The 14,654-nt window shown below is 53.9% G+C and carries 16 protein-coding genes, 2 tRNA genes and 1 pseudogene; 5 read left to right on the top strand and 14 right to left on the bottom strand.

Annotated elements, in window-relative coordinates; translation table 11 throughout:
• The 4 genes and pseudogenes from V9K95_RS23165 to V9K95_RS23150 form a co-directional block, all read right to left on the bottom strand.
• A pseudogene (locus tag V9K95_RS23165) lies at positions 1–281 on the bottom strand (lipoprotein-releasing system transmembrane subunit LolC); the annotation flags it as partial.
• Positions 282–461: 180 nt separating this feature from the next.
• A complete protein-coding gene (locus V9K95_RS23160) occupies positions 462–788 on the bottom strand; it encodes a hypothetical protein (protein WP_336442322.1) in 327 nt (108 codons plus the stop codon).
• Between the two features lie 130 nt (positions 789–918).
• Positions 919–995: transfer RNA gene (locus V9K95_RS23155), tRNA-Arg, on the bottom strand.
• 97 nt (positions 996–1,092) lie between these two features.
• Positions 1,093–2,262: a M20 aminoacylase family protein gene (locus V9K95_RS23150; protein ID WP_336442323.1), complete on the bottom strand. Its 1,170-nt coding sequence runs from the start codon at positions 2,260–2,262 to the stop codon at positions 1,093–1,095.
• A gap of 154 nt (positions 2,263–2,416) precedes the next feature.
• Here V9K95_RS23150 and V9K95_RS23145 point away from each other — a divergent pair, with 154 nt between their 5' ends.
• Both V9K95_RS23145 and V9K95_RS23140 read left to right on the top strand, forming a co-directional pair.
• Positions 2,417–3,538, top strand: coding sequence for a D-alanyl-D-alanine carboxypeptidase family protein (locus tag V9K95_RS23145; RefSeq protein ID WP_115055593.1), 1,122 nt, complete (start codon positions 2,417–2,419; stop codon positions 3,536–3,538).
• Complete coding sequence (locus V9K95_RS23140) at positions 3,538–4,695, top strand: CobW family GTP-binding protein (protein ID WP_336442324.1); 1,158 nt, start codon at positions 3,538–3,540, stop codon at positions 4,693–4,695. Before V9K95_RS23145 ends, V9K95_RS23140 begins: the two co-directional genes overlap by 1 nt.
• 163 nt (positions 4,696–4,858) lie before the next feature.
• On the opposite strand, the gene V9K95_RS23135 is transcribed toward V9K95_RS23140, so the two are convergent.
• The 4 genes from V9K95_RS23135 to V9K95_RS23120 all read right to left on the bottom strand — a co-directional run bounded on the left by V9K95_RS23135 (position 4,859) and on the right by V9K95_RS23120 (position 8,050).
• Complete coding sequence (locus V9K95_RS23135) at positions 4,859–5,149, bottom strand: sulfurtransferase TusA family protein (protein ID WP_435530250.1); 291 nt, start codon at positions 5,147–5,149, stop codon at positions 4,859–4,861.
• Positions 5,128–6,357 carry a L,D-transpeptidase family protein gene (locus V9K95_RS23130; protein ID WP_115055562.1) on the bottom strand — a complete coding sequence of 410 codons (1,230 nt, stop codon included), beginning with the start codon at positions 6,355–6,357 and terminating at the stop codon, positions 5,128–5,130. Before V9K95_RS23130 ends, V9K95_RS23135 begins: the two co-directional genes overlap by 22 nt.
• 271 nt (positions 6,358–6,628) lie before the next feature.
• Positions 6,629–6,904 carry an HU family DNA-binding protein gene (locus tag V9K95_RS23125; RefSeq protein ID WP_008127996.1) on the bottom strand — a complete coding sequence of 92 codons (276 nt, stop codon included), beginning with the start codon at positions 6,902–6,904 and terminating at the stop codon, positions 6,629–6,631.
• A 204-nt stretch (positions 6,905–7,108) separates the two neighbouring features.
• Complete coding sequence (locus V9K95_RS23120) at positions 7,109–8,050, bottom strand: LysR family transcriptional regulator (protein ID WP_307280443.1); 942 nt, start codon at positions 8,048–8,050, stop codon at positions 7,109–7,111.
• Between the two features lie 165 nt (positions 8,051–8,215).
• On the opposite strand from V9K95_RS23120, the gene V9K95_RS23115 reads away from it, so the two are divergent.
• A complete protein-coding gene (locus V9K95_RS23115) occupies positions 8,216–9,169 on the top strand; it encodes a ring-cleaving dioxygenase (RefSeq protein WP_115055558.1) in 954 nt (317 codons plus the stop codon).
• Positions 9,170–9,196: 27 nt separating this feature from the next.
• Here the strand turns inward: V9K95_RS23115 and V9K95_RS23110 are convergent, their stop codons facing one another.
• From V9K95_RS23110 to V9K95_RS23100, 3 genes are all read right to left on the bottom strand, one after another.
• Positions 9,197–10,762: a VOC family protein gene (locus V9K95_RS23110; protein WP_336442325.1), complete on the bottom strand. Its 1,566-nt coding sequence runs from the start codon at positions 10,760–10,762 to the stop codon at positions 9,197–9,199.
• A gap of 202 nt (positions 10,763–10,964) precedes the next feature.
• A complete protein-coding gene (locus V9K95_RS23105; protein WP_008127986.1) occupies positions 10,965–11,114 on the bottom strand; it encodes a DUF1127 domain-containing protein in 150 nt (49 codons plus the stop codon).
• Between the two features lie 248 nt (positions 11,115–11,362).
• Positions 11,363–11,815 (bottom strand): low affinity iron permease family protein, encoded by a 453-nt coding sequence (locus V9K95_RS23100; protein ID WP_115055553.1) that lies wholly within the window; start codon positions 11,813–11,815, stop codon positions 11,363–11,365.
• 217 nt (positions 11,816–12,032) lie between these two features.
• Between V9K95_RS23100 and V9K95_RS23095 the strand changes: the two genes are divergently transcribed.
• Together V9K95_RS23095 and V9K95_RS23090 are read left to right on the top strand one after the other, a co-directional pair.
• The gene (locus tag V9K95_RS23095; RefSeq protein ID WP_336442326.1) at positions 12,033–12,836 is read left to right on the top strand and encodes a DUF2189 domain-containing protein; all 804 of its coding nucleotides are present in this window, start codon (positions 12,033–12,035) and stop codon (positions 12,834–12,836) included.
• Between the two features lie 124 nt (positions 12,837–12,960).
• Positions 12,961–13,176, top strand: a complete 216-nt coding sequence (locus V9K95_RS23090) for a hypothetical protein (RefSeq protein ID WP_336442327.1) — start codon at positions 12,961–12,963, stop codon at positions 13,174–13,176.
• Between the two features lie 129 nt (positions 13,177–13,305).
• Here V9K95_RS23090 and V9K95_RS23085 read toward each other — a convergent pair whose 3' ends face one another.
• The 3 genes from V9K95_RS23085 to V9K95_RS23075 form a co-directional block, all read right to left on the bottom strand.
• Positions 13,306–13,698 (bottom strand): GFA family protein, encoded by a 393-nt coding sequence (locus V9K95_RS23085; RefSeq protein ID WP_115055547.1) that lies wholly within the window; start codon positions 13,696–13,698, stop codon positions 13,306–13,308.
• Between the two features lie 207 nt (positions 13,699–13,905).
• Positions 13,906–14,328, bottom strand: coding sequence for an NAD(+)--rifampin ADP-ribosyltransferase (arr, locus tag V9K95_RS23080; RefSeq protein ID WP_336442328.1), 423 nt, complete (start codon positions 14,326–14,328; stop codon positions 13,906–13,908).
• Between the two features lie 177 nt (positions 14,329–14,505).
• A tRNA-Arg gene (locus tag V9K95_RS23075) sits at positions 14,506–14,582 on the bottom strand.
• Positions 14,583–14,654 lie beyond the last annotated feature (72 nt).

Below are 14,654 nucleotides of genomic sequence, written 5' to 3'. Positions count from 1 at the left end.
ACAGCATCAAAATCATCCAAAGGCCGATCCATTGGCTGCATGATGACATGGCCGTTGATTCCGAGAATTCGGGTCAACAGCTCGGCCCGAAAACCATTCATCACCGCCATGACGATGATAAGCGTCGCCACGCCAAGCATGATACCGGTAAACGAGAACCCGGCGATAACCGAAATAAACGTTTCCTTGCGCCGGGCACGCAGATAACGCCAGGCAATCATACGCTCAAAGGCTGAGAATGGCTTTGAACCAGAGGGCGCGGTCGCTGTTTTTTCTGTCATAGAATTCAGTCTGATGCTGTTAGATGACGACTACATTGCGGCGATTAGTGAACCCAAATCCTAAAGCAAGAGCGGTTCTTTCTCTATCTTCTTTGTTGCGGTATAACGAACTAAATTGTTGTCGGGCAGCGGCCGTGGCAATTGAAGCGCTTCTTGGTCCGGCTCGTTTCGCGGATCGGTCTAAGCTGTCTTCTCGATATCATAGCCAACCAGCATGCGCTTATATCGCAGCGTCCAATTGCCTTTCCGGGGCTGTTCAGGGGTTATCCACTCCCCCTCAAATGCCTTTAAGAAACACTCCGCATTTCGCTGTTCTACAAACATATAGATGCTGTAGCGCTCGGGATGTATGTAAATGCTCTGATTTAGGCGATACCGGCCAAGCAGTATTGAAAGGAAGTCGACCCTGTCAAAATGTAGCTTCACCTCGTCACAATGAAGCGCGACCTGAAAAAGATACTCTTTGTCGATCAAGGTGGGTGGCGGCTCGCCCCTACTTCGGGCCATCTCAATGCCTCGAAAGCTTTGGCTTCCAGCCACGGGCATAGCCGAAACCCATGGCATTCATGTTGCATCCATGTTGCATGGATTCACCGTGCTTCAAAGAAAACCGTTGTACCTAAGTTCTGGAAATTATTGGTGATCCCGACTGGATTCGAACCAGTGGCCTACAGATTAGGAATCTGTCGCTCTATCCTACTGAGCTACGGGACCATTCAAGCGGATCGCGAATAGGGGCGATCCGCAGAGACTTAACGTTTTTCAATGCCGCCGCCAAGTCTCAACTTTGGTAGAATGCGCGGCAAAGCCATCAGGTGGATGGCAGGAGCGCGCTTTCGGCAATATTTACCCAATAGCTGATGCCATGCGGGATTGCGTCATCGTTAAAATCATAGGCCGGGTTGTGCAGTGATGCGCTTGCTCCGTTGCCCATGAAAATGAATGCGCCGGGACGCGCTTCAAGCATATAGGAGAAGTCTTCGCCTGCCATCATAGGCGCAACCTCTTCATTTACCGCATTATTTCCGGCAACTTGACGTGCAACCTTGGCGGCGAAATCAGTCTCGCGATCATGATTGAATGTAACCGGGTAATTACGTGCGTAATCGATTGTGACTGTCGCGCCCAAGGCGCCCGTGATGCCCTCGACAATTTCAGTAAGCCGCTTTTGCGCGTAGTCTCGCATTTCCTTGCGAAGCGTGCGGACCGTTCCCGCCAGTTCCGCTTTTTGCGGAATGATATTGTAGGCATCGCCCGCATGAAATTTGGTGACTGAAATAACGACAGAATCAAGCGGATCGGTGCCGCGAGAAACAATTGTCTGCAGTCCATTCACCAGCTGTGCGCCAATAACAACAGGATCAATCGTGGTGTGAGGCTGTGCGGCGTGGCCGCCGCGACCTTCAATTGTAATGGTGAATTCGTCGGTTGCGGCCATGATCGGGCCTTTGCGGATCGCAAATTCGCCAATCGGTATGCCGGGAATATTGTGCAGTCCGTAGACTTCGGAAATGGTGAAACGCTCCATCATGCCGTCCTTGACCATTTCGCGGCCACCGCCGCCACCTTCTTCGGCAGGCTGGAATATTACGGCTACCGAGCCTTTGAAATTGCGTGTTTCGGCCAGATATTGCGCTGCGCCAAGCAGCATGGAGATATGCCCGTCATGACCACAGGCATGCATTTTGCCGGCATTGGTCGAAGCCCAGGGCTTTCCGGTGATTTCTGTCAGCGGCAGGGCATCCATATCGGAACGCAGGCCGATTGTTGGACCTTCGCCGTGGCGACCGCGGATTATGCCGACAACGCCGGTTTGGCCAATGCCTGTAACCACTTCGTCGCAACCAAAACCGCGCAATTTTTCTTCAATAAATTTTGCAGTCTGGTGCACATCGAACATCAATTCGGGATTTTGGTGCAAATGGCGGCGCCATTGCGATACTTCATCCTGCATTTCGACAGCGCGATTGAGCACGGGCATTTTTACATCAACTCCAATTTACCTGTGACAAGAAAGGCACTTTGCCTTTTCGATGCCACATAAGATAGATAAGGCCATTGCCGCTCCACGTGAAGCGCGGCTTAATGCCTTTTGCCTTCCCAAGGTTTTTATACAGACAGGCTGGATTTCAGGAATGCGGAAAACTGTAGCACTTTTTCTAGTCGGTAGCGCGATGTCAACCGTTGCGATGCTCGGTCTTGGATCAACGGCCCTTGCCGAGGCGAATATCACACTTGATGCTGGCGGCGGCGAGATTCTTTCGCAAAAAAACGCCTTTCAGCGCTGGTATCCAGCGTCCCTGACCAAGCTCATGACCGTCTATGTGGCTTTCCGCATGCTCGAATCAAAGCAGGTAACGCTTGATACGCCCGTTCGAATCACCGCGCTTTCAGCCAAGCAACCACCGAGCAAAATGGGCTACAAGGTTGGCTCGGAATTGACGCTCAGTGACGCGCTGAAGATCATGATGGTCAAATCGGCCAATGATGTTGCCATGGCGGTTGGCGAGACGCTGGGCGGCTCTTCAGAAAAATTTGCGGTGCTTATGAACGAGGAAGCCCAACGTATTGGCATGAAAGGCTCGCATTTCGTTAATCCCAACGGGCTGCATTCAGACGATCATTATACGACAGCGCGCGACATGGCAGTTTTGACCCTGCAACTGCGCCGTGAGTTTCCGCAATTTGCGCATTTCTTCGACATTGAGGCCATCGATTACGGCGGCAAGAAAGTACAGCCGAATTTGAATGCCTTGATTGGACGCTTTCCCGGTGCGGATGGGATGAAGACCGGCTTTGTCTGCCCGTCTGGTTATAATCTGATCGGCTCAGCGACGCGCAATGGCCGGACGGTGATTACGGTCGTTCTTGGCGAACTCAAGCTTTCGACCCGTGCCACCAAGGCTGCTGAACTTCTTGCCAAGGGTTTTGAGACCCATGGCACTAGCATCACGATCGACAATCTGAAATCCAACGGTTCGCCGGAGCTTGATGTTGCTGTGAATATGCGTCCGGAGGTCTGCTCCAAGACGTCGGGTTCCGATACATGGGACGGCAAGGATCTTGAAGGTCATATCATTGCCGGATCGCCTTATATGAACCGCATGGACCGCGAGCCGGTGGCTGAAAAAGTCGCCTTGCTGCCGTCAAAGCTCAATGCGCTCGGCATGGAACTTAATCGCCTGCCAGTGCCAACGCCTCGCCCCGACCGTTCGTCGCTTAGCGATGCGGGCAGTGCTGCGAAGGTGATCAATTAATGGCTGGTCCCATTCCAGTTTCCGTTCTGACGGGCTTTCTCGGCTCCGGCAAGACGACTTTGCTCAATCGCCTGCTGAAAGATCCGGCGCTTACCGATACTGCCGTTATCATCAATGAGTTTGGTGATGTGGGCATCGACCATCTGCTGGTGGAAAAGGCGAGCGAAGGCATTATCGAACTTTCGGATGGCTGTTTATGCTGCACAGTGCGTGGCGAACTCGTTGATACGCTTGCTGATCTGATCGATCGTTTGCAGACCGGAAAATTGCAGCGGCTAAAGCGCGTCATCATCGAAACCACGGGTCTCGCCGATCCCGCGCCGGTGCTTCATGCGATTATGGGACACCCCGTTTTGCTGCAAGCATTTCGTGTGGACGGCGTGATCACGACCGTTGATGCGGTTCACGGCATGGCGACGCTGGATGCACATGAAGAGGCAGTAAAGCAAGCGGCTGTGGCTGATCGCATCGTCATCACCAAGACGGATCTGCGTCAGTCGGTGGGTTTGGTCGATCCACTGCGCGCGCGTTTGCAGGCGCTTAATCCTGGTGCCGATATTATTGATGTCAGCGATGAACGGACGGGCTTTGCGGCACTGTTTGAATGCGGTGTCTATAATCCGGAAACCAAGACGGTCGATGTGCAGCGCTGGCTGAAAAGCGAAGCCTGGCGAGACCGTGAGCACGAGCGCCACGAGCTTGAGCATCATGGACACCACCATCATCATGATCATCATGACCACGACAGTCATGACCATCACCATGATGTGAACCGCCATGATGCGGCCATCCGGTCATTCTCCCTGACCTATGACAAGCCTGTGCCGCTATCGAGCTTCGATATGTTTATCGATCTGCTACGCTCGGCCCATGGGGAAAAGCTGTTGCGTGTCAAAGGCATTGTTCTCTTGGAGGATGACCCCGAGCGGCCGCTGGTCATTCATGGCGTCCAGCAGATTTTTCACCCCCCCGTACGGCTCGCCGCATGGCCGGAAGGTGTGCGCGAAACGAGACTGGTCATGATCGTCAAGGATCTGCCGGAGAGCTATGTACAGCAGCTTTTCAACGCGTTTCTCAACAGGCCGCAGATCGATATGCCTGACCGCGCCGCATTGTTTGATAATCCACTGGCTATACCGGGTGTGAAGCGGGTTTAAGTTTTGCTGCAGGGCAGTTGTGCGTGGTTCGACAAGCTCACCATGAGGGAGAGAGTTGATTGCAGGGAGCCATGTTCTGGAGTTATTGAGATTATCTGTGCAGTTCGCCAACTTCCTCATGGTGAGCTTGTCGAACCACGCAATCGGGTAATGCAGCCTATCTTTAGCCGCGCTCGATGTGAAAGCGGTGGCCGCCTTCGACGCTGATTGTTTCAATCAGACGGTGGCCCTCGGTCAGGCAGAAATTGGGCATGTCGATAACGGCCAGCGGGTCGGTGGTCTCTACCCATAAGCGCGTTCCAGCTGCGGCTTCAGCCAGTTTTTTACGGGTTTTAAGCACGGGAAGCGGGCAATTCAGGCCGCGAAGATCGTAGACTTCGGCTTCCATGATGCGTTTTGAATCCTGCTCATCCGCGAAGAAATTAAACGTGCTTAATTGCCGCCGATTTTCCACCACGCCTTTTTGGCGGGAGCGGGTGCTGCAACCGGTGCGGCGGCTTCAGGCGCTGCAATGGCGGCTGTTGTCATCGGAGCAGGTGCCGGCGTCTGTTGTGGAACAGGCGTAGCTGCAACGGCAGGCGTGTGCATGCGCGAGCGCTTGGAAGCTTCGCGCTCTTCCTTCGCCTTGTCGGCTGCCACAGCAGAGGCGAGCCGGACCATGATCTGTGGCTTGTTCGCCGCATCGGCATCTTGTGGTGACAAGGATGGCGGCTCTTGCGTTACGCGTTCACCGCGCGCGCGACGCTGGCTCCATTCAGCAATGATCTTAGCCTCGGTCAGACCCTGGATCGAGCGGGCAGGGGCTTGAATCTTGCCCTTGCCAACCATGGATGAGAAAGCGCTCTCATAATTGGTCTGATAGGACTGATAGGCCATTTTCAGCGATTCCGGCTGATCAGATGGCGGGCAGGTGCTGGTCGCAGCGATAGGCGCGTTCGGGTCGGATGTGTGGTTGAAGACATATTTCTTCTCGCAGACATCGACTTTCGGCGGCACTTTGGTGATTTCAAAGTGGTCGTAGCCTTCCTTCAGATTTTTCCAGAAAGCGTAATTGGGATCATCCTTGTAGCGCGCCATATTGGCGGCAGTCATGCGGAACGGATAGGCCTGAAGCTGGATCGATTCCTGCCCGCCCTTGAAGGCATCGCGGGCGAAAGCATAAATCTGCGCAACCTGGCCGTCAGTCATAGAATAGCAACCGGAAGACGAGCAGGCGCCGTGAACCATCAGATTTGCGCCCGTACGGCCAAGCGCGCGGTCAAGCGCATTGGGAAAACCGGTGTTGAATGACAGATAGTAACTGGATTTCGGATTCATGTGAGCGGGGCGGACAGCATAATAGCCTTCCGGCGCCTGACGATCACCTTCAATGAATTTCGGGCCAAGTTTCCCGGACCATTTGCAAATCTGGTAACTGGTGACGATATCGTAGCGGCCATTGTCCTTGCGCTTCCAAACTTCAAGGACGTTTTCTTCCTTGAAGATGCGGAACATGATCGGCGAGGTGGCAGTCATGCCTTTCGTCTTCATGCTCTGGACAAGTTTGGCGGGCAGTTGCGTGTTCGCGCCATTGGGAACGAGATCGTTCACCGTCCCGCCCTGACATCCGGCAAGGAAAAGCGTGAGCATCAAAGGCGCAAGAATGTGTGTCTTTATCTTCATTGCAGCAGCAGTTGCCAGTTCATCAATGTGTTTGCCGAGGTCGGATTCGCCGCGAATATAACATTCGCACCATTATAGATGCACCCGTTATAGTTGATAAAGTCTTGACGCAACCGCATAAAATTGCCCCGATCACGCAGATGTCACCTTTCACGCACTGACGGCGGATTTATGGCAAACAATCATGAAGCACACATAATTGCTTCGAAGTGCTGCAAAACAAAAAAGGCGGCGCAAATTGCACCGCCTTTTTTAAGTCTAGTCCGAAAGATCAGCCGTTAAGGGCGTCCTTCAGAGCCTTTGCAGGCTGGAAAGCAACTTTCTTGGAAGCTGCGATCTTAATTGTTGCGCCGGTTGCAGGGTTGCGGCCTTCGCGAGCGGCGCGAGCCTGTACCTTGAACTTGCCGAAGCCTGGCAGCGAAACTTCATCGCCAGCTACGACTGAATCGGTGATGCCTTTAAGGATGCTATCAACAATCGCCTTGGACTGAACTTTTGTAAGACCCTGATCAGCGACGAGCTTATCAATGAGATCGGACGTATTCATTTGGCGGTTTCCTCAGTATATTCGTTGATCGGAGGGGTCTGTATGGCACGCGTTACGCACTCTGTCATCAGGAACTACAGGCAAAAAGCGGGTTTATACCCAGTGTTTACGGGGTTTTTTTCGAATTAAGCCCTGATTTGCCAGATGGCGATGCCGGTTGACCCAAAAATCGCGCCAAGTGATTCGGCTTGTGCGGGCCCTTAATCAGCTATCGACAGGGCGATAAGCTTCGTTGATTTGCCAGATTGGCGGGCTGCCAATATGTCTTGCAATATGATCGACAAAGGCGCGCACCTTCGCAGAGACATGGCGCGTGGGAGGGTAGACGGCATATATATTGTAGGGTAGCGGCTTTGCTTGCGGCAAAACGGGGATGAGTCTTCCTGCCCGCAACGGTTCGGCGGCGATGAACATCGGCAGGAGTACAAGCCCAAGGCCGGCAATCGCCATATCGCGCATCGCCTCGCCATTATTGGCAACGATGCGGCCATGCATCGGCACGGCAATCGGTTCGCCATCCTTGTCCGGATTTTCAAATTGCCAGAGCTGGCTGGTATTGACGTTGGAATAGTCGATGCAGGAAAAGCGATCCAGCGCGCCCAGCGTTTCCGGCAGGCCATGCGTATTGGCGAAATCCGGGCTGCAACAGATGACACGGGGATCGGTGCATAATTTGCGCGCGATCAGGCTGGAATCGCGCAATATACCAATGCGTATGCCGACATCATAACCGCCGCGCACCAGATCGATCATGCGGTCTTCAAACTCCACGGCGATTTCCAGATCGGGATATTGCCGGGCAAAATCCGCAATCATCCGCCCCAGATACATTGTGCCGAAGGTCATGGGCGCAGCGATGCGCAATGTGCCGCGAATGGCGCTATTGCGTGTCGCGGCCGTATCAGCCGCCTCCATGATGTCGCGGACAAGCGGGCGGATGCGCTCGACGAAATCCAGCGCATTTGCCGATGCCACCAGCTTGCGCGGCGTTCGCTGAAACAATTCAATGCCAAGCCCACCCTCCAGATCGGAGATGCGCTTGCTGACAACGGATTTTGACAGGTTAAGCCGCGCGGCTGTGGCTGTGATGCTGCCGGTTTCAATCACGTCGAGAAACGTCAATAAATCTTCGAAACGCCACTTCATGGTTTGCTTATACGAGACATGATTGCCGTTGAACAGAAGTTTGATGGCGTTATAGTTCTGTTTTATCGAACATGAGTTGCATCTTTATGGTCTTTATTGCCGGAACAACTGCGCAGATATTCACCCCAACGGCGATTTCGCCACTCAATCACGCAGGAGGCTTTGATGAGCTTACAACTGACAGGCATTCACCATCTGACGGCAATTACCGCCAATGCGCCAGAAAATGTGCGTTTCTACACAAAGACGCTTGGTTTGCGGCTGGTCAAAAAGACCGTCAATCAGGACGATACGAGCGCCTACCATCTTTTTTATGCCGATGGTGAAGCAACGCCCGGTACGGATTTGACATTCTTCGACTGGCCAACTGCACCGGAGCGCCGCGGCACCCATAGTATTTCGCGCACTGGTTTGCGGGTTGGCAGCAAGGCCAGCCTCGACTGGTGGAAAGCCCGGTTTACCGAATTGGGTGTCAAGTCCGGCGAGGTGACAGAGATAGGCGGTCATGCTTCGCTGGATTTCGAGGATGGCGAAGGACAGCGCTTTCGGTTGATTGATGATGGCGGTGCTGGCGACTCCCACCCTTGGGACAAGAGCCCTGTGCCTGCCGAACATCAGATCCGCGGGCTTGGCCCAATCACCATTAGCGTGCCGGACATCACCAATACGGAAGCAATTCTTCTGCATGTGATGAACATGCAAAAAGTGCGCGACTATGCCGATCCCGATGGCATCGGGCATGTGCATGTTTTTGCAATGGGCGAGGGCGGTCCGGCTGCGGAACTGCACGTCGCCGTTCAACCTGATCTTCCCGCCGCACGGCAGGGTGCAGGGGCGGTGCATCACGTGGCTTTCCGCGCCCCGGATGTCAATGCCTTGCATGAATGGACTGAACGTTTGAAGAGTTTCCGCATGCCATCCAGCGGTGAAGTCGAGCGTTACTATTTCCGTTCGCTCTATTTCCGCGAACCAAATGGTATTCTGTTTGAGATCGCAACCGACGGTCCGGGCTTCACAGTGGACGAGCCGTTGGAAACGTTGGGCGAAGAGCTTTCCTTGCCGCCATTCCTTGAAAGCAAGCGTGCTGCAATCGAGGCCGGGCTTAAGCCGCTCGTCTGATTATGAAAAAGCAGCAAACAGGCCGGATCAATTCCGGCCTGTTTCCATTTCTGTCAGCCAGCTTCTGACGGCGTCAATATCATGCTGATTGGTCTCGTGACCGGCAGGAACGCTGAGGGCAGTCAAATTGGCTCCAGCCTGCCGCAGATCGGCTTCGAGTGCGGGGGCATGTGCGCCAAAGAGGTCGTGATCGCCGGTCAGGCTGAGAATATGCGTGCCGCTCAGATCAGCTTCAGGTGTATCGTCAAGCACTTTGGTCGCGCGCAGCAAAATGGCATTGCGCACAAGTCCAGGATGCAATTGCATCATGGCGGCCAGAAGATTGGCGCCGTTGGAATATCCCATGAAAATCGTTGATTGCAGGTCGAGACCATAGGCTTCGACAGCGCCTTCAATGAATGCGGCGAAGGCTTCCGCTTCCGAGCGGATGTCGTTTTGATCAAAGCTCAAAGGTCCAAAACGGCGGAACCAGCGCGCAGTTCCTTCTTCCGTGCTGCGACCACGCAGACCAAACAGCGTTGCTCCGGGTGCGATACTGGCCGCCAAGGGCATAAGGCTTGTTTCACTGCCATCAGAACCATGAAGAAGGATAAATGCCTGGCCGGTTGCCGGTTCGGGCGTATAGACGCGATGGACGAATGGCAGATCGCGATAAATGAAACGCGGTTCCTTTGGCAGACCGAATTGCGGCAAGATGATTTTTACATTCGCCGTTTCATCGGCAAAATGCGGGGGGACGAAAAGCTCTGTGCCCAAAGTCTCCAATGGTTCGTCAATCAGCACGCCGGGGCCATCCGTCGCCATTTCAAGCAGAGTACCGCCCGGCTCGCGCACATAGATGGAATGGAAATATTTGCGGTCGTGCAGGGCAGTTGCATCGGCACCTTCAGCGATCATCTGCTCATAAGTCGCGTTCACTTCGGCAATGTCTGCGGCGCGAAAGGCAATATGATCCACGGTGCCGGTGCCGGGGGCGGAGCTCCAAAAGCCGGTTGCATCGCGAACGTCAATGCAATCTCCTGACGAGGAAACCATTCGCGTTATTGTGTCGCTCTGCCCCGCACTTTCATATGAAAAGTGCCTGCTGAGAAACGCAGCAGTCTCGTTGGGTTTTTCGGTGAGGATCGTTGCGCCGCGTAAGCGCATGATCGCATCTGTTTGCGATATGCCATCGCTTTCCCACGGGTCCCCGGGGCTGACGAAGTCTGTTCCGACCAGTTTGATGATCGCCCCGTCAGGATCGTGCAATCGCAAGACGGTTTCGCCAAATTCCTGCGCCGGTCCCGTAACCGCGATGTTGAATTGCAGCGCACGGGTCAGCCAGAAACCAATAGTTTCAGTTGGAATAGCGAAAGATACCTCGCTGGGCTGGCCATAGCCGACGCGGCCAAGCGAGCCATCTTCCCAGACCAGAAATGTGATCAGGGAGCCAGGAGTGCCAGAGGCATCGCCATAAATCAGATGAAGCTGTGTTGCGTCTTCAAAGCCGCCGGTGCGCTTGACCAGCCGAAGCCCGAGAAACCCGACATAGAAATCGACATTCGCCTGAACCTTGCGGGTGATCAGTGTGATGTGATGAATGCCGCCTGTCATGTCCGAGGTCCCTCTTTTCATGAGGCGCTTGATAAGGGGAAAGCAGGAAAGGCGCAATCGCAGATGACAGCACAAAAGAGAACACCCACCGCTGGGAGGAGCGATGGGTGTTACTTGTAAAGAACGGCTCTGGGAGGAACGCTGTTCTTTAAGCGGCCGTGGCTGGGAGGAGGAGTGCCACGGACGTGGGAGGTCTGTTTAATTAGAATGCCGAAGCGGCCTTCTTCGCAACGAAAGCGATGTCACCGCGGGAGATGCCGAGGTCGTTCAGTTCACGTGCGGACAGGCGGTTCAATTCCGTGACTGTGTCACGATAGCGGCGCCAGTTGTTGTACGAGCGGATCAAGTTCATTTCACTCACCTAAAGTTCTTTTGTTTGTTGGATCGTTATCGATCGGTGAGCTGGATATAGTGCAGTGCACTCAGAACTTGGAGTCACAAGTTTGCATAGCTGGTTTGCAGGAAAATGGGCCTCTAAACCACTGAAACTGAAGGTTTCCGCCATTAATTTGTCATTATCGATCTGAAATTTGAGAAAAATGGTGGATTCGGCTGTAAAACTGCCCAAGTCGGCCATATTCGTTAACGGCGAAAACTGCTTCAGGCGTGCGCTTTCGCGGGGGGTGGCTTTCTGGCCGCTTCGCGCGGTGCAGCTTTACTCTTTTTCTTTGCAGCGGTGCGGCTCTTAAGTTCCTCGTCGGCCTTCTTCGCTGCTTCTTCGCATTGTTTGCGAAATTTCTCGACTTCAGCCTCGGTCAGATGCTCGATGCCGATAAAAGCATTCTTTCCGTTACTGACGCGCACGAGCTCGTCCAGCTTGGCCTGAATGGCTACGCTATCGCGGTTTTGCGTGTTCTGGATGAGAAACACCATGAGGAAGGTCACGATTGTCGTGCCGGTATTGATGATGAGCTGCCACGTATCGCTGAAGCCGAATATCGGTCCGCTAAATGCCCATATGACTACGATTGCCACGCAAAGGATGAAGGTTACGGGTTTGCCTGCAGCCAGAGCCACAGTGTTGGCGACCTTGGTGAAGATCTGATCGAACATGCGTAATCCTCTTTGTGACCGGCGATAATGAGTCTGGCACTCAATAACTTTTGAACGAGGCTGTTGGTTCCCCGACAGGAAACCAACATGCATCTGCGTTTCAGGGTGGTCAAAAAACGTCCGGGAGCGTATGCTTAACCATGCAGGTTGAGGTCCATAGTGACCCGTCCATGGTCACCGAGCTCCTTTTCCGCCCTGAACTTATGGGAGGTTTGAGATGGCGAATTTCCATGTGATTGCCGGTGCTGATTCAGGTATTGCCCATCCCGATGTGCGCAAGATTGCCGTCAGGGATGTTTTCACGGCGCTGCGCAAAGGTCTTGACGATTTCTGGGAGAAGCCGTCGCATTATGTGTTTCTCTGCCTGATTTATCCCATTGCCGGTCTGGTGCTGATCCGATGGTCGTCCGGTGCTAACACCCTGCCGCTGATTTTCCCACTAATGTCAGGTTTTGCACTGATCGGACCTCTGGCAGCCATCGGGCTTTATGAAATCAGCCGCAGACGCGAGCGGGGTATGGACACATCCTGGTGGCATGCAAGGCAGGTGGTGCATTCACCCGCCGTTCCATCCATTCTTGCGATAGGGGCCATGCTGGTCGCCGTTTTCGTGGCATGGTTGCTGATCGCCCAGGCGCTTTATGTGAACCTCTTCGGCAATACGCCCCCGGCTTCTATCGCGGTATTCATAGATCAGGTTTTCAACACGCCTCAAGGCTGGCGAATGATCATACTCGGCAATGCAATCGGTTTTGTCTTCGCGGCCTTTGTGCTTTGCACGACGGTGATCGCCTTTCCCTTCCTGCTCGACCGCGATGGCGGCGCTTATGCGGCGATAGCCACGTCAGCGCGCGTGGTGGCAAAAAATCCGCTACCCATGATCGTTTGGGGCTTGATTGTCGCCGCACTGCTGTTTGTGGGCTTCGCAACATTGTTCGTGGGTCTGGCGATTTTCATACCTGTTCTCGGACATGCCACCTGGCACCTTTACCGTGCAGTTGTTCCGGCGCACGAAATGTAAAAGCAATATCTGCCTCGTATGGTGGAATACGGGGCAGATGGTCAAATTTCCCGGTAAAACTAGCATTTGACGTAAACGGCTATTATCCTTCCAGAATCGCCAACCTTGCGAAGGGAATACCGACATGGGTAGCTATTCGAAGCTGATTGGATCGATTATCGGAGGTGTTGCGGGCTGGTTTGCCTCACGCTACGCCCTGCCGCCGGAGCTGACATCCCCTGAAATCCAAGGGGCAGCAACAGTTATTCTCAGCGCTGCGGCCACATACCTGTTCCCCGCAAATACGGTGCCGACACAGACAACGACCGAGCCGGAGCCAAAGGTCACCACTCCTCAATAGTCTGTTTGATTTGTAGCTCCGGCCGGTGCATTTGTGCACCCGTCGGAATGGCGCGGTATCCCGCCGTCCGTAAGAGGGCGTAGTCCAAGCTGAAATCAGCCCTCTACTAGTGTGTACTGGACGAGGCGATTAATCCTCAAAGCGGGTCGTGGCGTCGCGATCATGCTCGTATTTATGCTTGGTCGGGAAGGTCGGTAACCAGGATTCGCGGCGGATGACCCAGCTTTCATAAGTCGGTGTCAGTTGGTCAATATCGTCCAGCGAGCCAATGTTCACTTCGATTTCGTCGTCGGTGCGGGCAAAAACCGAAGATCCGCAACGGGGGCAGAAATGACGCCCGGCATAATCGCCTGTTTCTCCCTCGATGGACACAGCAGCTTCAGGAAATATTGCTGAAGCGTGAAACAGAGCGCCATGATGTTTGCGGCAGTCGAAACAGTGACAAATGCCGACACGATAAGGCCGTCCCGTTGCAACGATTCGGACATCTCCGCAGCTGCACCCGCCCGTGAACCGGTCCATCTTGCGCCTCCTCAATAATCACGCGAGTGGAATATTTACAATGAACAAGACAGCCATTGCAAATAGGTGACTGAGGTGCTGTTCATGCTTGATAATGGAATGTCGATTGCCAAGGTATTTATTCTTGAACGGCTGCGATTGGTGGGAAGCTGATCATTCCCTTTAGCGATTCGCTCGCGTAATGAGCACACGGCGCGCCGCGCCGCATCAGTTGATGATTTCGCCTCGTTCGTGCGAAGGCAACGCGATCAGACGTTCTCTCCATAGCTGTAGTGCTTCGGGTGTCAATCTGGTCCAATCCGTGATTTCCCCAATGATCTTGAGCGGTGCGCTGCTGCGATACGACCGCGTTGGATTGCCAGGAAACTTCTTGTCGGTCACGTTCGGGTCGTTCTCGAATGTCCCTGTGGGCTCTACGATGTAAACACGCGGAACTGCGCCGCCTTTGGTGAGTTCAGCCGCAATTTCAGCGGCAAGCCCGGCACCATCCACAAGAGAAGTGAAGTAGATATGGTTCATCACCACTTCAGGACGATAGTTCGACCTGTATCCTGCGGTGAGGAAATCACCCACGCGCAAATCCGCGATTGTGCCATGAAAGAAGGGGCCTTTATCCAGCGCTTCGGTCATCTTGATCGTCCTGTCTTGTAGGTCTGCTTGTCGTCAGTGAGCTGAGCGGTGCCAACGGAGATAAGGTCGAAAGAGGCTATTTCCACCCGTTGCAAGCTCAAATAGTCGAGACGCAAACGTTGATCTGCCCTGTCGCAGTTTTCGAAAAATTATTACACTTGGGTGTGTGGGAAAAAATGGCGCGCCCGAAAGGATTCGAACCTCTGACCCCCAGATTCGTAGTCTGGTGCTCTATCCAGCTGAGCTACGGGCGCGTGCCACAAATGCGCGTTCGTCTGCGCAGGCCGGTTCCTAATTGGTTGGCTGCGTAAATGCAAGCCGGTTTC

The sequence above is a fragment of the Phyllobacterium sp. CCNWLW183 genome, from assembly GCF_037203775.1.
GTDB lineage: Bacteria > Pseudomonadota > Alphaproteobacteria > Rhizobiales > Rhizobiaceae > Phyllobacterium > Phyllobacterium ifriqiyense.
This window is presented reverse-complemented; position numbering and strand designations above follow the sequence as displayed.